This window comes from Citreicoccus inhibens (assembly GCF_019039035.1).
In the GTDB taxonomy this organism is placed as follows: domain Bacteria; phylum Myxococcota; class Myxococcia; order Myxococcales; family Myxococcaceae; genus Citreicoccus; species Citreicoccus inhibens.
In genome coordinates, this window is the sequence record NZ_JAHNZT010000041.1 from 11777 (window position 1) to 31289 (window position 19513).

The 19513-nt window shown below is 70.5% G+C and carries 15 protein-coding genes; 4 read left to right on the top strand and 11 right to left on the bottom strand.

Going from position 1 to position 19513, the window contains the following annotated elements; translation table 11 throughout:
- Window positions 1–64: 64 nt before the first annotated feature.
- The 5 genes from KRR26_RS31435 to KRR26_RS31455 are packed head-to-tail and all read right to left on the bottom strand — an operon-like array spanning window position 65 to window position 6751.
- Window positions 65–2908, bottom strand: coding sequence for a bpX6 domain-containing protein (locus KRR26_RS31435; RefSeq protein WP_217081608.1), 2844 nt, complete (start codon window positions 2906–2908; stop codon window positions 65–67).
- On the bottom strand, window positions 2905–4725 hold the full coding sequence (locus tag KRR26_RS31440) for a hypothetical protein (RefSeq protein ID WP_217081609.1): 1821 nt from the start codon (window positions 4723–4725) through the stop codon (window positions 2905–2907). Before KRR26_RS31440 ends, KRR26_RS31435 begins: the two co-directional genes overlap by 4 nt.
- On the bottom strand, window positions 4722–5168 hold the full coding sequence (locus tag KRR26_RS31445) for a bpX5 domain-containing protein (protein ID WP_120206215.1): 447 nt from the start codon (window positions 5166–5168) through the stop codon (window positions 4722–4724). The genes KRR26_RS31440 and KRR26_RS31445 overlap by 4 nt, the downstream gene beginning before the upstream one ends.
- A 46-nt stretch (window positions 5169–5214) precedes the next feature.
- Complete coding sequence (locus tag KRR26_RS31450; RefSeq protein ID WP_217081610.1) at window positions 5215–6396, bottom strand: AAA family ATPase; 1182 nt, start codon at window positions 6394–6396, stop codon at window positions 5215–5217.
- A gap of 10 nt (window positions 6397–6406) precedes the next feature.
- Window positions 6407–6751: a cupin domain-containing protein gene (locus KRR26_RS31455; protein WP_199723780.1), complete on the bottom strand. Its 345-nt coding sequence runs from the start codon at window positions 6749–6751 to the stop codon at window positions 6407–6409.
- A 217-nt stretch (window positions 6752–6968) separates the two neighbouring features.
- Between KRR26_RS31455 and KRR26_RS31460 the strand changes: the two genes are divergently transcribed.
- From KRR26_RS31460 to KRR26_RS31470, 3 genes are all read left to right on the top strand, one after another.
- Complete coding sequence (locus KRR26_RS31460) at window positions 6969–7457, top strand: hypothetical protein (protein ID WP_147422959.1); 489 nt, start codon at window positions 6969–6971, stop codon at window positions 7455–7457.
- Window positions 7458–7497: 40 nt separating this feature from the next.
- Window positions 7498–8091, top strand: a complete 594-nt coding sequence (locus tag KRR26_RS31465; protein WP_120206218.1) for a hypothetical protein — start codon at window positions 7498–7500, stop codon at window positions 8089–8091.
- Between the two features lie 83 nt (window positions 8092–8174).
- On the top strand, window positions 8175–8888 hold the full coding sequence (locus tag KRR26_RS31470) for an esterase family protein (RefSeq protein ID WP_120206219.1): 714 nt from the start codon (window positions 8175–8177) through the stop codon (window positions 8886–8888).
- Window positions 8889–8892: 4 nt separating this feature from the next.
- Here the strand turns inward: KRR26_RS31470 and KRR26_RS31475 are convergent, their stop codons facing one another.
- Entirely contained in the window at window positions 8893–9855 is a 963-nt protein-coding gene (locus tag KRR26_RS31475) for a lytic polysaccharide monooxygenase (protein ID WP_217081611.1), read from the bottom strand.
- A 148-nt stretch (window positions 9856–10003) separates the two neighbouring features.
- Between KRR26_RS31475 and KRR26_RS31480 the strand changes: the two genes are divergently transcribed.
- The gene (locus tag KRR26_RS31480; RefSeq protein WP_120206221.1) at window positions 10004–11836 is read left to right on the top strand and encodes a serine/threonine-protein kinase; all 1833 of its coding nucleotides are present in this window, start codon (window positions 10004–10006) and stop codon (window positions 11834–11836) included.
- Window positions 11837–11866: 30 nt separating this feature from the next.
- Here KRR26_RS31480 and KRR26_RS31485 read toward each other — a convergent pair whose 3' ends face one another.
- From KRR26_RS31485 to KRR26_RS31505, 5 genes are all read right to left on the bottom strand, one after another.
- Window positions 11867–12463: a hypothetical protein gene (locus tag KRR26_RS31485; RefSeq protein WP_217081612.1), complete on the bottom strand. Its 597-nt coding sequence runs from the start codon at window positions 12461–12463 to the stop codon at window positions 11867–11869.
- 73 nt (window positions 12464–12536) lie between these two features.
- On the bottom strand, window positions 12537–13937 hold the full coding sequence (locus KRR26_RS31490) for an MATE family efflux transporter (RefSeq protein ID WP_120206223.1): 1401 nt from the start codon (window positions 13935–13937) through the stop codon (window positions 12537–12539).
- Window positions 13938–14043: 106 nt separating this feature from the next.
- The gene (locus tag KRR26_RS31495; protein WP_120206224.1) at window positions 14044–16158 is read right to left on the bottom strand and encodes a beta-propeller domain-containing protein; all 2115 of its coding nucleotides are present in this window, start codon (window positions 16156–16158) and stop codon (window positions 14044–14046) included.
- 172 nt (window positions 16159–16330) lie between these two features.
- On the bottom strand, window positions 16331–17503 hold the full coding sequence (locus KRR26_RS31500) for a TIGR02266 family protein (RefSeq protein WP_120206225.1): 1173 nt from the start codon (window positions 17501–17503) through the stop codon (window positions 16331–16333).
- 91 nt (window positions 17504–17594) lie between these two features.
- Window positions 17595–19418 (bottom strand): Hsp70 family protein, encoded by a 1824-nt coding sequence (locus KRR26_RS31505; RefSeq protein WP_120206226.1) that lies wholly within the window; start codon window positions 19416–19418, stop codon window positions 17595–17597.
- Between the last annotated feature and the right edge of the window lie 95 nt (window positions 19419–19513).

The following is a 19513-nucleotide window of genomic DNA, read 5'->3' on the forward strand; positions in this document are numbered from 1 at the left end:
TCGCTTCACGAGACACTCCGGACGGGCACGCGCGGAGGCGTGCCCGTCTGGAGAGCCCCCCGCTTCAGCGAACGGGAACGCGCGACAACGCGCCGGTCTGGAGATTCAGCCAGACCACCCGCCCCAGTTCGTCGAAGCAGACGAGCGCGTCCGCGCTCAGGCGCACCCGGACCCGCTCGGCGCCCTCGAAGGACAGCCACGCGCACACGCGTCCGCGCAGGTTGGTGAGGCGCACCTGGGTCTCCTGCGCGGAGAGGTCGAGCTGCTCCGCCCGCCAGTTCGTTCCCAGCCACAAGGCCGAGAGCTTCGGCGAGAACTGCGAAGGGCTCCGCAATGAACGCCCCTGCGCCGGGGCCACCCAGGCCGGCGTCGACGAGCCCACGCAGTGGATGCTGCCCTCTCCATCCGGGGTGAGGGAGACGACGAGGGGTGGCTCCTGGAGGGCCATCTCCGTGCGCGCGCGCAGCGTGGGCCCCGCCGCGAGGGCGTAGCTCCATCTCGACGGACGCTCCCCCGAGGCGATGAACGACATGCGCTCGGCATCCGCCTCCAGCCCCAGCACGCGACCGCCCACGTCCGTGACCCGCCAGAGGGCGCGCGGCGCGTCCGCCAGCGCGTCCAGCATCAGCACGGTGTCCGCCACGGCGACGAACCACCGGTCGCCGTCATAGAGCGAGGACCAGGCGTGGAGTTGCGTGTCGCACCACGTGCTCGCCTGACGGCGGGACAGGTCCACGCGAGACACGCGCATCAAGTCCCCGCGCCGAGCCAACGCCAACGCTCGGTGTCCCTGCAACGCGACCACGAGACGGGAGGCCGGCACGTCGAAGTGCGCGAGCCGCTGGCCCGTGCGGTCCACCAGGCGCACGCCGGCCTCGCCCAGCGCGAGGAGGAGGCGATTGCCAGGCAGCACCGCCACGTCATGAACGGGATACAACCCACGCTCCCGCTCCGTCACCCGCAGCGTTCGCGACGCCACCGTCGCGGCGTCGAACCAAGGAGAGGACGAAGTCGAGCCCTCGCGCAGCCGCGGCAGGTCGGTGCGCATCGCCACCAGCGCGCGCTCCTCGAGCAGGCTGTTCACGACGGCGACCGCGGCCCCGCTCGGGCCGGGGGCGCGCTCACGCAGCAGCGCGCGCACGGTGGGCCCGAGCAACGCGTCACGCATCTCCGAGGCCGGCCCCGCATCCTCCAGCGCGGAGGCGAAGGCGAGCCGCTCCCAAGCCCGGTCGGGGTCCTCGTCCTCCAACAGCGCGCGCACCCGCTCTCGCGTCCGCTCGAAGTCCTCCAGGGAGAAGACCGCGCGCAGGGCCAGCAGCCGCGCTCCGGGCGGGCCTCCCAGGTCCGAGCCCAGCTCCAGCCATCGCGCAACCAAGGCGCGTGCATCAGGCAGGAACCGAGCGACGCGAATGGCCTGCTCCCAATCTCCAGACTCGGCGAGCGAATCCGCCCAGAGCAGTCGCAGCGACTCGGACTCTGCGGGGTGGGTGCGGCCCAATCGCATCACCGCGTCCCCAAACGCCCCGGAGCGTCGCGCCACGGCCACCGCGCGCGTCAGGTCCTTCGCCAGGAACCACTGACGCACCACGAGCCCTGGAGCCAGTTGGTGCCCCTCGGCCACCTCCGCCGCGAGCTTGAATCGGCCGTGCCGCTCCAGGAAGGACACGGCTTCTTCATGCGCGCTCAGCAGTTCGGTCAGGACGAACGCTGCTTCCTCGATGCGGCCCTCGCGTTCCAGTCGCGTGAAGGCTTCTCGATAGCGCTGCTTGAGCAGCGCGTGGAGCTCGGGACCACCGCCGAAGTCCTGCCCGCTGCCCGTATCGGGCTTCGGCTGGATGCGCAGGTCGGCCCGCGGCGCGGGCGTCCCCAGCGAGAGCGGCACGGGCTGCTTCGACTCCCCACCCAAGGGGATGGCGTAGCGCAAGGCTTCATCGAGCTGCCCGGACTCGAACAGCCCAAGGAGGTTGCGCACATACGCGGCCTTGCGCTCGCCCAGCAGCGGCCCGAGCGGGGTATGGCGCATCAACCAGTCCGAAATCCGCTCGAACCAGCGGATGCGCGGCACGGCGGTGACGTCGCCCGGCGGCGTCGGCTCCACCTCGGTGACAGAGCGCTTCGGCCCCGTGGCGGCGCCGCGCTGAGGCGCGCCTTTCCGGTCGCCCGCCCGCAGCGCCTGACGGCCCGCCTGGGCGCCACGTGGACCTTGCGCCAGGGCCCGCTTCGCGCGGACCCACCGCGTCCCGCGCGTCAGCCCGCGGAGCAGCCCGGCCATCGCGCCCCAGAAGGCGCGACGCGCGACCGAGCCCGCTCCGGCCCCGTTCGTCCGAGCCAACGTCCCCGCGTGAGCGGTCGGTGTCCCTCGCGTCCCCGCCAGCAGTTGCTCCGCTTCCTTCGCGAGCCCAGGCAGCCCCGGGCCGAAGGACTCACGGGTGGGCGCGGGACGCAGCTCCAGATGAGGCACTTGGGGAGGTGGCGCGCCCAAGCCCTCCACCGCCATCTGCTGCCACCCGGCGACGTCGAGCCACTCGGCGGGCTGCACGAGCCGCGCCTCTGACAGGGCATGCACGTTCGCGACGCCGGCGCTCGCGAGCACCACGGCCTCCGAGGAAACGCGCAGGCTCGCGCGCTCCTGGGGAAGCAGCGGCAGGGACAGGAGCACGCCCTCCTCCCACGTCAGCGGCAGCCCCAGCGCCTGCGCACAGTCCATGGTGCGCGAGGTCTCCCACTGAAGCAGATATCCCTCCGCGACCTGGAGCACGACCGCGCCGGGCTCCCAGACAGCCAGCACCCGGCGGCGGGCTTCGGCCTCGCCCAGGAGCCGCGGATCGAACCAGAGCGCCCGCGCGCTCACGGTGCCGCGATGCAGGTGCGCCCGAGGGCGAAGCCCCGTCTGCGCCGAGCCCCTCACGCAAGCTCCTGGGTCAGCCGCAGCAGGACCTGTCGCGTGTTCAAGTCCCACATCACCAGCTCGCCGTCCTCCGTCCGCCAGCTCAACACCGGCATGCCGTGGCTCACCTCCGCCTGCACCACGCGACCCGCCGCGTCCGCGCAGCGCTCCAAGCGCCCCTCGGCGCCCACGAGCGAGAAGCTTCGCCGGGCGGCATCCAGGGTGATCAGCCGGGGCGCGTCATCGGTCGCGTCGACATAGACGCCCACCACACGCGACTCTTTCGGCACCGAGATGGGCTGAAGCTTCTGACCGAAGCCCACGCGCCAGGTGTCTCGCAGCGCCTGGACCGCGATGAGCGGTCCCGCCGCCTTGTGAAGCGCGGGACTCCATCCGAAGAAGGCCGGCCCTCCCTCGACGTTCAAGGGCGGCGCGCGAAGCCCGTCACGGCCCCACTTCAGCAGGGCCAGGGTCCAGGTCGTGTTCGGACGCCAGCCCTCCTCCTGGCAGGTCAGGAGCATCGCCTGTTCCCGCGCGGCACACGCGCTCGCGACCACCGCCCCCATCCCCACGGGCTCCAAGGTCAAGGCAGCCTCTCCAGGGAAGCTCTTCGTCCTGAACGCTCTGCCTTTCGCGTCCACCACGACCACGTGCTCCTGGCCCTCCGTGTCCCTGAAGGGCAACACCCGCCCCGGGAGCTGATTGGACCCTGGCGCGCATGGCAACAGGTCATCCGCCTGACTCGGCTTGAGGATGACCCGCTCCAACTCGCGACACGGACTGTGAAGCTGACCACGCAGGTTCAGCTCACCCTTCGCGGTTCGCGTCAGCAAGAGGAGCCCCCCACGGCCACGCCAACCCGCCGCCAGCAGGGTCTCTCCCGGCAAGGGCGCCAGGCGACGAGGCTTGGGCGTGGTCGCGTTCGGAGAGTTGGGGATGATCTGGGCCAGGACCGAGCCGTCGTCCCGGAACAACACCATCCGGTGACCATCCCCTGAGTAGGCAAACCCGCGCAGCCGCGTGCCCGTCGTCACGGGCTTGGGCGCACGCCCTTGCACCGGCGAGCGCAGCAACCGCACGCACAGCTCCGGGGCGGGCAGCTCCAACACGAGCCGCTGTGCCGAGCGCGTCGGAGGCCTCACGTCGACATGCAGCACTCGCGCGCCCAGCGACATCGGCTCGCCGATCTCCACCCGGAACGCGCCTCGCGCCTCGGGCAACTGCCCCAGCCGCGACGAGCCCACGAGCCACAGCTCATCGGACCCGAGCGCCAGGGCCTCGCGCCATTCCGCGAGCCGCGAGGACCTCGGCGCGTCGAGGGTGCGGGCGTCGCACCAGGCTCGCAACGACTCCTCGGTCACCGCCTCGAACGGCGCGGCTCGCGGGGTGTGCTGTAGCACGGCCCACGCAAAGGTCACCCCCGCCGCCTCGGCGCGACGGGCCAACGTGAGGAGCACCGCGAGTTGGGCGAGACGCGGGAGGCCCAGTTGCTCGGGGCCCGCGTCCAACAAGACCACCGAGCGGCGCGTGCGCCTGGGTTGTCGGAAGGACCGCTGGAGGAACGCCAGCTCGCCCATGGCCGCGCGGCGCACCAGCTCATCGGGCGCCTCCAGGGCCCAGAGCCACTCGGTGGTCAACACACGCTCGAGCGGCCCACGGCGCGTCAGGCCGTCATAGCCCTCGGGCTCGCCGCCCGGCACGACCTCACCCGTCGCTCCCACCGGGCCTATCGCGGCGGACAACCGCATCAGCCACCGCCCCAGCGGCGCGCTGGCGTCATCGGGCAGCAGCGCGAGCTGGCGCGCCCACGGGCGCAGCGCGGGAGGCAACGCGCTCACCGGTCCCCCCAGGCCTGGAGCGTGGCGCGGTGCACGGGCCGCGCGGGGCCCAGGGGCACCAGCCACCGCGCATCCGGAATCACCGCGAGCGGCGTGCTCCCCCGTGGCACCTGCGCCACCAGCGCGCGCTCCCACAAGGGGAGCGGCACCTCGGGGCGCAAGGCACATGGCAGCACCAGTGAAGGCGCCAGGGGGTCGCGCCCCAGATAGAGCGCGCCATCCACCCACGGCAGCGTCTCGGCGTCTCCGAGCAACACGAGCACGCCTGCGCCCGCCACACCGCGCCATCGCGCGAGCTGGGCATCCGCGGCCTCCAGCCCGCGACGCTTCAGCGCGAGCGCGACGGGGCCCACGCCCACCACCGCGAGGGGCGTGAGTGGAATCGGACGGGGAAACCAGCGGGGCGCGACCGAGCCCACTGGCCCCACGGCTCGCGACGTCATGTGGGGCCCGCCAGAGGGCACGCGGTGTCGAGCCTCGGTGGCGCGCTCACGCGACGCGGACCTCGGAGTCGACGTTGCCTTGGGCTGGTGCGGCCTGGAGCGCGGCCATCAACGACTCGCGCAGGACTCGCAGCGAGTCAGGACGGGCCTCCGGCGCGAAGCCCGCGTCCATCTCGCGCGCCACGCCCTCGAGCTTGAGTCGCCAGGACGCGAGCGCCTCGACCTCGGAGTCGAGCGGGCGCGCGGCCAGCAAGGCACGCCCCGCCTCGGCGATGCGCTGGGCTCGGGCCAGGGGGCCCGCGCTGGCCTCCAAGGCCGCCGCGGCCAGCGTCGCGCTCTCCGAGGCCGCGAGCTGCTCGCGCAGCACCTCACGCGCGAGCGCCTGCGCGTCTTGCGTCGGCACCGCGTAGACGAGCGGCCACAGGTCCGCCGCGGTGGGCTCGCGACGTCCGGCCAGCACGGCGGCGGCGGCGATCAACCGCTGCGTCTTCACCACGCGCCGGTCCGTCAGCGCGATGCCCGCGCCACGCAGCGTGCGCAGCGCGTGTGCCAGGTGGGGCCTCACGCGCCCCAGCTCCACCGCGCGCGCGGCCTGGGTGAGCACATCCAGCGACGCCAGCGAGGCCACGCGCGGCTCCGAGGCGGACCACAGCCGCGCTCCCCCCGACAGCAAATCCTCCAGCCGCGCGTCGGGCACGGGCTCGATGAAGATGCGCGCGAGGAAGCGGTCCGCGAAGGCCGCCAGCGCTGGCTCCTCGGGCAACGCGTTGGCCGCGCCCACGCACACCCTCAAGGGACAGCGCATCCGCGTGTGGCCCCGCCGGAACGTGCGCTCGTTGAGCAGCCCGAGCAGCGTGTTGAGGATGGCGGTGGAGCCGAGGAAGACCTCGTCGAGGAAGGCCACCTCCGCCTCGGGCAACATGCCCGTGGTCTCCGTCTCCACGGTGCCCTCACGCAGCTTGCGCAGGTCCACCGGGCCGAACAGCTCGGAGGGCTCGGTGAAGCGCCCCAGGAGGTATTCGAAGTAGGAGCCCCCCAGTCCCCGCGCCGTGCGGCGCACGGCCTCGCTCTTGGCGGTGCCTGGAGGACCGATGACGAGCAGGTGCTCCTCCGCCACGGCGGACAGCGCGACGAGCTCCACCATGGCCTCGCGCTCGACGAGCCCCTGCCCCGCATCGACGAGGGCCTCGCGAAGGGAAGCGACCGCGGCTTCGAAAGTGACCGACATGCGCGCCAGCCTAGCCGCCGCTCTTCGGCGGGGCGAAGAGGACCAGGAGCACCAGCCGCTCCGTGATGTCGTGGAAGCGATGCGGCACGTGCCTGGCCACGAAGACGAAGTGGCCGGGCGCGATGTCCTGGACCGCGTCGCCCACGGTGAGCCGCGCGCGCCCCGAGACGGCGTAATACACCTCGTCCTCCGCGTGCGGACGCTGACGGTCCTCCGCGCCCGCTTCGAGCACGTACAGACCTCCGCTCATCGAGGCCCTGCGCAAGAACTCCAGAAAGGGCTTCTCGCCCTGTTGCTGTTGCGCCAGCAGCGCGTCCAGGGTGAAGGCGGCGAACGACTCGGAGGAAGTGCTCACCGCTCCTTCATGCCACACCCGCGCCCGAAGCGGAGCCCCGGCCCTCGCACCATGAGCCCGGCCGAGGATGGACGGGTGACAGTCCGACTGTGCGCCCCTGGGCGTCTTGCGCGCGAGCGGCCTCGCAGTGTCGCGTGGCCGCTACTGAGCCCTGTCGGCGGGACAGATGGGAACCCGCGCCGGCTCGGGTATGTGAGCCGGGCCCAAAGGAGGCCCAGTGAAACGGATTGGAATGGCGCTGCTGTTCGCCACCGTCGTCGTGACGTATGTCGGGGCATGCGGTCAGGCCCCCGAGAGCAAAGAGGCCGAGAAGGGAGCCCCAATCCCTGTCACCGCGAGCCAGTGCATCCGAGGCCACTGGAGCTGCCAGGCGGATGGCGCCGCGTTCGACTACACGTCGCTGGCCTGTGAGGCGGAGCTGCGCGCGCGGTCCGATGCGAAGCTGGCCTGCGAGGGACACTGCACCACGAACTGCACGGACTCCGGCTGGCAGGACTCTCGCTCCGCGCCACCCGCCGAGACCGACGGCGCGCTCGCACCCGGGCCCTGTCAGCAGGACTGTCTGGAGGCCTATCGTGCCTGCTCGGAATCGTGCCTCGACGACTCCGGCCCCGACGATGGGGGCGTGGGCGATCAGGAGGAATGCATTCGCCACTGCCTGCTCACGCGGCTGGTCTGTCTGAGCCGCTGCCGCACCCGTTACTGAGGGTCCCACCCGCGTCGCACCAGTCGTCTAGACTGGCGCCATGAACGAGTGGTCGAGGCGAGTCGTGGTGCTGGTCGCGCTGGGGCTGGGAACGGAGGCGGTCGCGGAGGGCTGGCATGGCTATGCATCCCTCGGCGCGGGCGTCACGCTGGACGCCCTGAGTGAGTGGCGGGCCAAGGGTCCCGCGCTGCAAGGGTATCTGGGCGTGGAGGCGCCCCCCGGACTGTCCCTCGGGGTCATCCTCGAGGGCGCGGAGACGTGGGGAAAGGAATTCAGCCTGGCGGAGGACCCCTCCCAGCGCGGGCGCGTGCAGCTCGATTACAAGGCATTGGGTCTGGAGGCGCGCCTGCGCTTCTTCCGCGACAAGCCCATCAACCCGTGGCTGGGCGTGCGCCTGGCCCGCAGCTGGGCGAAGCCGCTCACCCCGGACGACCTGGGGCGCTTGCGCCGCGAGAAGTTCGAGGTCACCAGCATGGCCTTCCGCCTGGGCGTGGATGGCTGGGTGGGAGACCACTGGGGCCTCTCCCTGGCGGCGGCCATGCAATGGTGTGACGTGAAGTTCACCAAGAGCGTCTTCTCCGAGTGCACCAAGCCCTTGCAGACCGTGGTCGTGGGGCCGGTGGCGCGCTTCTGAGGCACCGCGCGGCTGTTCACTCGACCCAACGCAGGCTCCGCTGACTTGTCCAGACATCCCAGGGGGCGGTTAAGGTCGCGGGAATGAACCGCGAATACCACCGCTGGTACAGCGAGCGCCTGCAGCGCGACATGGAAGTGCTGCTGTTTGGCCACTCGGGCGAGCCCGTGCTCTTGCTGCCCACGAGCAAGGGGCGCTTCTATCAGGCGGAGGACTTCGGCTTGATTGGCGCCATCGCGGACCGCATCCAGTCAGGCCGGTACCTGGTCGTCTGCGCGGACTCGGTGGATGAGGAGTCCTGGTTCAATGCCTCACTCCACCCGCATGACCGCGTCATGCGCCACGCCCGGTGGGAGGACTACCTGCTGAATGAGGTCGTCCCGCTCGTCACCGGGCGGAGCAGCGGCGGACGCCTGACGCTCGCCGGGTGCAGCTTCGGCGGCTTCCACGCGTACAACATCGGGCTGCGGCACCCGCACGTCTTCTCGCGCCTGCTCTCCATGGGCGGCAAGTTCGAGACCGACGAGTTCCTCGACGGGCACAGCGACTCGGACGTGTACTTCCACTCGTGCACGCAATGGCTGCCCAACCTGACGGACCCCGCGCGCCTCGCCGCCCTCCAGCGCGTGGAGATGGTGCTCGCGGTGGGCGAGCATGACTTCTGCCGTCCCTCCAACGAGCACCTCTCCAGCATCCTGTGGAAGAAGGACATCGGCCACCAGCTCGCCATCTGGCATGGCGAGAACCACGACTGGCCCGTGTGGCGGCAGATGATTCAGCAGTACCTGCCCTGGTAGCGCCTCACGGCGAGGGCTTGAGGATGTCCACCTGGAAGGACACGCCCTCGTCGCGCGCGTACACGCTCGCGCCCGGAGCGGCCCGCGAGGGCGCCACCTCTCCCGAGGACTGGAGCGTCCCCACGCGCACGCGACGCGAGTCCGCGTTGACGCGCTGGGCGAGCCGCTCCAACCACGCCTCGGACGAGAGCGGCGCCTCCAGCAGCAGCGGGTGGCTCTCCACGTCGTGACCCTCGCGGTCGAAGACGCGCAACGTCACCGTGCTGCGCGCGGGCAGCGCCTCACGGGCCTGCACCTGTCCCAGCTCCTTCCAAGGCGCGACGAGCCCGAGCCCCGTGCCGAACGTCACGTCGCTGCACGAGTAGAACGCCTCCGGGCTGTCCGAGCGCTGCCAGATGGCATAGACGACATGCGAGCCCGTCTTGTTGCGCGGCAGCGGGCAGTTGATGCGGAAGCGATTGTTCTGCGCCGTGATGCTCGTCACCGCGCAGAACGGCGCCGCCTCCAGGTCCGACCACTTCAGCGGCTGCGCGGGGTTGTAGCCATCGCGCGTCACGTAGAGCTGGAAGTAGGCGGTGGCGTGCACCGCGGTGGCATAGAAGACGAACTCGAAGTTGCCCGAGGCGTCTGGCGTCAGCACGCGGGACACCCAGTCCGTCCGCGCGAGGTCCAACCCCTTGTGGCTTTCATTGCCACCGCTGCACAGCTTCCCGTCCGGGATGAGCGCACGGTGGTTGCCGTTGGCGTTGCCCTGGCGCACGCCGTTCCAGTCATACAGCGCCTGCGTGCCACCCACTTGAATCGCGGCCTTGCACGCGGCGGACTTCGGGCTCTCGGGTCCCTCCTTGTAGCATTGGTAGACACGGCTGATGGGCACCTCCATGGAGCCGTGGGCCAGGGCCTGGCCCGCCAGCAGGGAGGACAACAACACCAGCGGCGCGACTGCACTCAGGTTCTTGGTCTGCATGTCTCACTCGGGCAGGTTGGAGTCGGGGTGGGACTCGAACAACCCACCCCATGCGCAGAGAGAGTGCGCGCGCCCAATCCGGGTCAACGCCATGCGCCATCTGGCGGAAACTCACGACACGCCGACAGGTGCGCTAGCCTTGTGAATCGTGACGGACACGCCCGCGACCGCTTTCGGCAAATATGAGCTGCTGGAGCGCCTGGGGGCGGGCGGAATGGCCGTTGTCTATCGCGCACGCTTCACCCCCGGGCCGGGCGTGGTGAAGTCCGTGGTCATCAAGCGGGTCCTGAGTGACTACGCGGAGAACCCAGCGTTCTGCGAGATGTTCCTCAATGAGGCCCGCATCTCGGTGAGCCTCAATCACGGCAACATCGTGCAGGTGTTTGATTTCGGACAAGTGGGGTCCGAGTACTTCCTGGCGATGGAGTGGGTGGATGGCCAGGCGCTCTCCAAGCTGCTCAAGCGCGCCCGCGTCCAGGGGTTGAAGGTGCTGCCGGCGCCGCTGGCGGCGGGCATCGCCATCGAGATGTGCAAGGGCTTGCACCACGCGCACACGCGCACGGATGCGCAAGGTCGCCCGTTGAAGCTCGTCCACCGGGACATCTCGCCGGACAACGTGCTGGTGAGCTACGAAGGCGAGGTCAAGATCTCCGACTTCGGCATCGCCAAGGCACGCCACACGAGCGGGCCGGAGACAGCGGTGGGCGTGGTGAAGGGCAAACACCCGTACGTGTCTCCCGAGCAGGCGCGGGCTCGTGAACTCGACGCGCGCTCGGATGTGTACTCCGTGGGCGTGGTGCTGTTCCAAATGCTCAGCGGACGTCTGCCAGCGGAAGGCACGCAGATGGAGGTGTTGGAGAAGACCATCCACGGACGCCTCACGCCCCTGAACTCGCTGGTGCCCGAGCTGGACGCGGGGATGCAAGCGATTGTCCAGCGCGCGCTGGCCACCTCGCGCGAGCACCGCTATCCCCACGCGGAGGCCCTTCAGCTCGCGCTGTCCGAGTGGCTCAGCTCGCGCGCGCCCCTGTTCGCGCCGGACGCGCGCAAGCAGCTCATGACATGGCTCTTCCACGCGGAGCTGGCGTTGCGGCATCGCCCGGGTCGCCTGTCCGACTCGTTCATCCGGCAGCTCGAACTCTGGGGCGCCGCGCCTGCGTCGGAGCGCTCCACCGACCCCGCTGGGTTCCTCGTGCCCACGGAGGAGGAAGTCGCCTCACGCGCTTCGCAGCCGAGCGCGCCGGCCCTGCCCACCCTCACACCCGCGGAGTCCGCGCCGGCCCCGCCCGAGGGGGGACGCTCCACCTGGGCATGGGCGCTGGGGGTGCTGGGCCTCCTCATGGTGGCGGGCGGCGGGGTGCATTGGGGAATGACGCGTGGGACCGCGCCCACCTTTCGTGTGGAGTCCCAGCCCGCCGGAGCCCAGGTGCGGTTGAACGGCGTGTTGATGGGGGACACGCCCGTCACCGTGACCGAGGTGCCCAATCAGCAGGAGAACCGGCTGGAGGTGACTGCGTTCGGCCACCTGCCGTGGGTGCGCACGTTCGCGGACGGAGCCACCCCGTCCAAGGTCTTCGCGAAGCTGGAGCCCCGTCCGGACCCATCCGCCCTGGTGGCCAACGCGACGCCATCGTCGACTCCAGGCGCCGCGGCCCGCGACGAGTCCCCGCCCGCGCGCGCCTCCCTCAACGGACGCGGCGGAGTGGAGGAAGACATCCCCTCTGAGGCCTTGATTGCCTATCAGGTGGGGCGAAACATGCTCGCGGCCAAGTCCTTCGGCGCGGCCCGGGAGCAGTTCTGGCATTGCCTGGAGGTGGCCCCCCGCGCCGCGCGCTGCCACCTGGAGCTGGGCCGCCTGAGTCTGCGACAGCAGAACCGCCAGGAAGCCACCGAGCACTACCGTCGCTATCTGGAGCTCGCGCCGCGAGGCCCTGGCGCGAGCGAGGCTCGCAAGTTCCTCTCGCCCAGCCGCAAGCGCTGACTCACCCGCGCGGGTGAGCCACCGGGTCCATCAGCGAGGCAGCGAGAAGTCGACGCCCCCGCGCACACGGTCAATGACACCTCCGCACAGGCGCACGCCCGCGGGGGCTCCTGTCATGTCCAGCACCAGCGAGCCCGCGAGCCGCCCATCCTGAACGGCGTGCAGCCGCAACGTCCCCTGGAGCTGCTGCACCACCGGCGTACTCCAGACGTCGGCGAAGCAACGCTGCGAAACCCAGGCAGCCACCACGGCGGACGAGTGCGTGTCACCAGCCTCCCAGGACACCTCGGGCGCGCTGGGAAGCGCGGGCCGCACCGTCGCTCGGCCATCCAGGTTCAGCACGGCGGGTGACTTCACCGCGGTGAGCCAATCCCGGTCCAGGCGGACATGAAGACAGACACTGCTGTCGCCATCCACCGCGCGGAGGTCGGGATGGAGCGAGCCACACGCGGAGAACTCTCCCGGGGCATTGCTCTCCCAGAACGCGCTGACGTCTCGGTAGTCAGTCCAATCCGAACCCTCCCAGGCTCGGATTTCCGAGGACCCACACGCCGATAACGCAGCCACCGCGACGACACACCCGCGGGCCTTCTGACCTCGCGCCACGGACCTCGCGAACCCCAGCATTCAAACACCTCCGGGATGCACGCCGTCTGCAAGCACGAGACCGGTCGGCTACGCTTCGATCGGAGCCGGTCGGCTACGCCTCCACCGGTACCAGCGTGCCCGCGCTCACGCGGTTGAAGCGCCACAGCAGCGCCAGCGCCACGAACACGAGGCCCGCGCACAGCCCCCACCAGATGCCCCACAACCCCAGGCCCAGGTGGAACCCCAGGAGCAAGGTCAGCGGCAGCCCGATGAAGTAGTGCCCCACCATGTTGGCGATGAAGGTGAAGCGCGTCTCGCCCGCGCCACGCAGCACGCCCGCGCCCACGCCCTGGATGCCATCGAAGACCTGGAACACGGCGCTCACCACGAGCAGCGGCATGAGCAAGGTCAGGACCTCGGGCGGCGCGCCCGACAACGCGCCCAACTGCTCCGGGAACACCGCGAACCCCAACCCCATCAACGACATGAAGGCGGCGCCGCTCGCGAAGGCCACGAAACCACTGAGGCGCGCCTGGGGCGTGTCGCGCGCGCCAACCGCCCATCCCACCCGGACGCTCCCCGCGTTGCCCACCCCCACGGCCACGGTGAAGGTGAGGCTGGCGTAGGAGATGGCAATCTGATGCGCGCCCACCTCCGCCTTGCCCAAGGTGGCGGCCAGGAGGCTCGCCAGGGAGAAGACCCCCACCTCCGCCGCGATGTGCAGGCCGATGGGCGTCCCGAGCTTCCCGCCCTGGAAGATGTCTGCCCAGACGGGCTTCCACGATGCGCGCGTCCCCGGCGGAACCTGCATGCGCCGCACCGCCGCCATGATGATGAGGAGCTGCACCCCCGTGCAGAGCAACGTGGCGAGCGCCGCGCCCTCCACGCCCATGGCCGGAATGCGCCGCAGCGGACCACACCACTCCGGCAGCCGCGCGCCGCCAAAGACGAGCAGCAGGTCGAACAAGAAGTTGCAGATGTTGGCCACCACGGTGGCCACCACCAGCGGCCGGGGGTTCGCGTTCGCCTGGAGATAGGAACGCGCCGCCATGAAGGCCAGCATCAAGGGGACGCCCGGGGCGCGCCAGAGCATGTACGCCCGAACCTGCTCGATGACCTGGGGCTCCATGCGGGGAATCCAGTGGAGTGCGTCCGGCACCCACCACAGCAAGGCGCACAGCGCCATCCCCGCGAACAGCGCCATCCACGCCGCTTGCCGCAGCAGCTCCCGCGCGCGGCCGGGGTTCCCCGCCCCCAGCGCCTGGGACAGCAATGGGTCAAAGCCCATCATCAGCCCCATCCCGAAGCTGCTGACGGCGAAGTAGAGGTTGTTGCCCAACCCCGCCGCCGCCAGCGCTTCCGTGCCGGCACGCCCCACCACCAGCGTGTCGACCAGCCCCATCATCGCCTGCCCGGCTTGGGCGATGGCGATGGGGAACGCCAGCCGCCAGAGCTGGCGCACTTCATTCGAGAACCGGGAGGGGGCGGGCGTGACCGAGGCGTCAAACGGCATGACAGGGGCCTATAACGTTTTCACGGTGGAAATGCGCGAACCCGCCGTCGACGTTCAGCCCCTCCCTCGCCTGACCTGTCCGGTCCCCGCTCCGCCCCTCGCCGCGCTACGGCAAGGTGAGCCGCGGGAACGACGTGGTGATGAGCGGCGACTGGAGGCTGTCCACCTTCGCCACGCGCATGCCCGCGTCCGTAATGGCATACACGTAGTCGTCCGCCATCACGCTGCGTCGCACGTTGGGCGTCCAGTACCACGTCCAGTCATGGTCCTGCTGCATCACGTACACGTCCGACATGGACAGCGCGCCCTTGGACGTGAAGCCCGTCGCGGGGTCCACGGAGAAGACGCGCAGCTCCGAGCGGAAGCCGCTCCAGTAGTCCCACGCGTTCGAGTAGTCCGTGAAGGGAATGGCCAGCAACTTCTTGGCCGGGAAGTAGTTGAAGGCCTTGTGCTCGTAGACGGCCTCGCTCCAGCCATAGGCCGTGCCCACCAGCTGCGTGAAGGCCTCCACCGGGTGCGCCATGTCGCTCACGTCGAACAGCGAGAGCTTGAGCGCCCGACTGCGCCAGTCCCCGTTCTCCGGGACGTACTCGCCCAGGGCGAGCAGGTGCGTCTCGTCCATCGGGTGCAGGTACGTGGAGAAGCCCGGCACCTTCAGCTCGCCCACCTTGCGCGGATGCGCCGGGTCGCTGAGGTCAAAGGTGAAGAGCGGATCCACCTGCCGGAAGGTGACGACGTAGCCCCGCGTGCCCACGAAGCGAGCGCTGAAGATGCTCTCGCCCGGCGCCAGGTCCTCGCTGCGGCCCACTTCCACCAGGTTCCCGTCGCCCTCGCGCCACGTGGACACGCGGTTGGACGTCTCCACCCGGCCCCACCACCAGTCGGAATGCTCGGGGTCCACGACGCGGCTGCGCAGCGTGGTGGCCACGCGCAGCACGCCCTCGTGCTCATCCATGGCGAACTGGTTGATGAGGTGCCCTTCCACCGTGCCCGTGCCCACGTAGCTGACCGCGCTCGGGTTCTGGAGGTCGAACTTGTGGATGTAGACGTAGTCCTTCTGGCCCGGCTCCGACCACCACCACCAGTGATTGGTCGCCAGGTAGAGCGAGTCCTTCGAGGCGTACACCTCGCCCGGCTCGGCGATGAGCTGGGTGCGGCCGGGCGGAGCCAGCGGCGTGTCGAGGTTCAGCGACGCCACCGTCACGAAGCCCAGCCCCGAGGGCGCGTTGGTCCGCGAGAAGTCCGAGCACGAATACGTCAGCGGCATCGTCTGCCCCAGGCCGTCCACGTGGCGGCCCTTCGGCATCCACTGCTCCAGCGTCTGGTCGCGGATGAGCTTCTCGTTCTTCACGATGAGCTCGTCGATGGCCTTCTCCAGCCGACTCTTGTTGTCGTAGAGGTCCTTCGAGTAGTCCACCCCCCAGCGCACGTCCCGAGGCCAGCGGAAGCTGTCGGAGAGCACCAGCCGCACCGACGCGCCCACGCGCCGCGAGTTGGCGTAGCTGCCAGGCAGGTAGAGCTGATCCACCACCTTGGGATGCGCCACGTCCGTCACATCCAGCGTCGTCACCTTCACGGTGTCGCCGAAGCCAGGGCCACAGCCGATGCCGCGTCCCAGGCAGTAGGCCATCCCCACGGGGGCCACGTCGGCGACGCCAATCGACCTGCCGGCATAGAACACGGTGCCCGGCCGCTCCTCGTAGACGCTGGAGACGACGACCAGTCGGCCGTGCTCCTCCAACAGCATCTCCTGCGGCCAACCCTCCAGTTGCGTGGAGGACGCGAGCGTCAGCTGCTCCGCCGGCCATGAGCGGTGGGCGTTCAGCCGATTGCCGGACAAGACGAAGATGTGCGTGCCGTCGTTCTGCACGAAGTCCGCTTCGTTCACCCCGGCCACCTGGTTGTTGGTGCCCGTGTAGTCATTGGGGCCCTGGCTGCCACCCGCCGTCGACGGCGCGCTCGGCATGGGCCCCGCGTCCTCGAGCACGCCCCGCCCGTCGGTCTGCGGCCAGTAACTCGGCTTCTGCATCTCCAGGTACGAGCGCATCTGCCTGACCGCGTTGTCCTCGATGTACTGCTCGAGGCCGTTGCAGTCCGAGAAGCCCTCCAGCCGCGCCTTCATCTGCACCGGCTCGTTGTTGAAGGGCGGGTGCTTGGACTCGCTCCCGCACCCCGCCAGCAACACCGCGAACGCGAAACCGCCATGGCGCATCCACCGCATGAAACACTCCTCCCTGATTCGTCGTCGGCCCCATCGGGATGCACGCGAGCTCTTCGCCATGCGCCCTGACGGCTTCGGCACGGCCTCTTGCCACCCTCATGCCACGGAGGGCGCGGCGCGGAGGCATCGGGAATGCGCGGGGTTGCGAGAATGCGGGTCCGTCCGAGTGCTCTCAGAAAGTTGAGAGGCGGCTCGCGGCGGCGGGCAGAAAACCGAGGCTGCGCGGAACGAAGCGCACGAACTGCTGCGCGAGCTGCGAGTCCATGCGCTCCAATCGCAGCCCCATGCCCACCGGTGCATGGAACGGGCTGCCCAGGCGCGGCGGATTGGCCCAGGCCACCGTCGCCTCCGCGACACTGGGCGTCCGCTGACCCGCCATCAGGAGCTTGAGCGCCAGACGCGAGCCTTCGCGCGCGGGCGTGAGGGTGCGCACGAAGAGCGCCTCGGGGCTGGCGTCGTGGCTGAAGCCGCTGTGAGTCATGCCGCCCGCGGACAGGTACTCCACCACCGTGAAGAAGGGCACGCGCTCGGCGGCCCGCAACGGTGAGCCTCCGGGAACGAGCCGCCCCAGCACGCGCGACAGCAGCTCGTCCGCGCCCAGGTTGCGCTTCACGAGCAACGGAGCGCCGCACAGCGCCTGCGAGCGCACCAGCACATCCAGCGGCTCCTCCGCGCGAGACAGCAACACCAGCGGCTTGCGCGGATGGACCTCGCGCAGCCGCGCGGCCAGCGAGAGGACCTCGCGCGGCAGACGCGACACGTCCAGCACGAACCCATCCAGGCGACTGCCGTGCGCGTCCGCCAACGCCATGGCCTCGTCCAGGTCGCGCGCGTAGAGCACGTGCATGCCCTCGTGCTCCAGCGCTCCGCCCAGGAAGGTGTGCAGGAAGCGTCCGCCTTCCACGAGCAGCACGCCGCGCCCGCGCGGAGGCCGGTCATACGCGCGCTCGCGAGACAGGCGCATGGCGGCGACCTTCGCGGTGAGGGCCTCGGCGGACACGGGCTTGGGGAGGAAGTCGTCCGCGCCCGCACGGCCACAGTGCATCACCTCGTGCGGCTCGCCCGCGGTGGTGAGCATGATGACGGGCACGTTGCGTCCCGCCGCGTGGTTCTTCACCGCGCGGCACGCCTCGTCGCCCTGCGTGCGCTCCAGCCGCAGGTCCATGAGGATGAAGGCGGGGACGCGCCGCTCCAGCTCCGCCATGCACGCATCCGCGCCCTCCAACGGGACGACGTCACAGCCGAGCCGCGTCAGGTGCAGGCGCAGGACGTCCCGGGCGGTCCGAGAGTCGTCCACCACGAACACGGTGTCGCGCCCGGTCGGCGCTCCGTCGGCGGAATTCATTCGCGCGAGATAGGGAGCCCCTCCTCGCGCGACCACGCGCCCCCGAGGGCAACGTGCGCTGGTGGACGGGTCCGATGTGCGGCGTTGGACGTCAGCCGCGCGACTCGGACCGTCCAGACAGCAACTGCGTGAGCTGGCGAGCAATCCGCGCGCACTGCGCCGTGTCTCCGGCATCCAGCGCGGTGCGCCCACCCTCCAACAGCCGCTGCACATTGCCCACCGCGGCCTCGGCCTCGGGGCTGGGATTCTCCTGGGCGCTGCGCTGCAACAGCCGCGACAGCTTCTCGCCGCGCTCCAACAGCTTGCGGAACATCTCCGCCGCGCGCTGCGCGTCCACCACGCCCTGCTCCTGCGCGTAGCTGGCCTGCTCGGCGCCCAGCTTCTCCACCTCGCCGTGCGGCAGGCTGGGGCGCGCCTCCAGGCGCACCGCCTCCATGTTGCCCGTCGTCAGCTCGGTGGCCTTCACCGCGAGGATGCCCTCGCTGGACAGCTCGAAGACGACCTCCAGCGGCGTCTCGCCGCGCGCGGCCACGTGCAGGTTCTTGAGCACCACCTCGCCCAGCTTGTGGTTCTCGTCCTGGAACTCGCTCTCGCCCTGGTACACCGGGATGCGCGCCTCGGACTGGCCCGCGGTGCCCGGGAAGAAGATGTCGCGCGCCACCACGGGCACGCCCGTGTTCTTCGCGATGAGCCGCTTCACGCGCCCGCCCAGGACGCCCACGCCGAGGCTCTGGCTGGCCACGTCCAACAGCAGCGCCTGCCCCGACTGGCGCACCAGCTCATCCGCCTGCACCGCGGCGCCCAGCGCCACGGCCTCATCCGGGTGCACGTCCGTGGACGGCTGCCGGCCGAAGAAGTCCGCCACCAACCGGCGCACCAGCGGCACGCGCGTCATGCCGCCCACCAGCAGCACCACGTCCACCGTGCGCGGATCCATGCGCGCCTCGGCCATCACCGACTGGCAGACCTCCAGGCAGCGGCGGGAGAGCGGCTCGGACAGCGCCTCGAAGAAGTCGCGCGTGAGCGCGGTCTCCACATCGGTGAAGCGGCGCGAGCCCGCGTGGTCCCCCAACCCCGTCACGGAGATGGTGGCCTCGGCGAACTCGGTCAGCTCGCGCTTGGCGGCCTCGGCCGCGACCTTCAGGCGCCGCAACGAGGTGGGGTCTCGGGACACCGCGTCGCGGTAGCTGTCGTCCACCTGCGCCAGCAGCCACTGCACGATGCGCTGGTCGAAGTCCTCTCCCCCCAGCGAGTGGTCGCCGCCCGTGGCGCGCACCTCGAAGACGCCGTTCTTCACGTCCAGGATGGAGACATCGAACGTGCCGCCGCCCAGGTCGAACACCAGCGCGCTGCCCTCGAAGCCGCGCGACAGGCCGTACGCGAGCGCCGCGGCGGTGGGCTCGTTCACCAGCCGCACCACCTCCAGCCCGGCGATGCCCGCGGCCTCGCGCGTGGCGTTGCGCTGGTTGTCATCGAAGTTGGCCGGAACGGTGATGACGCACTTGTGGACCTCGCGACCGAAGTGCGCCTGGGCGTCCAGCTTCAACTCGCCCAGGATCATCGCGGACACCTGGGTGATGGGCAGCACGCGCCCCGCCAGCTTCACCCGCACGTCTCCGGTGGGACCGGCCACCACGGGATAGGGCACGAGCGAGCGGGCCTGCTGCATCAGCTCGGGCGTGTAGCGGCGCCCCAGGAAGCGCTTGGTGGCCCACACCACCGCGTCGGGCTGCTCCTCCGCGAGCACCTGCGCGGCCTGCCCCACCACGCGGTCGCCATTCCGGTTGAGGCCCACGACCGAGGGCGTGAGACGGCCCCCCGCGCGTGACGGGATGAGCCGCGGGCGACCATCCTCCACGGTGGCCACGGCGCTGTTGGTGGTACCCAGGTCAATGCCGATGACGGGTTCTTGCATGGGAAACGGGACGTTGGCCCCCACGCTACGGGTGTCCGGGCCGATCCGCCAAGTCCCGACCCAAGGACCTGTCACCGAGCGAGCCTCGGAGCTTG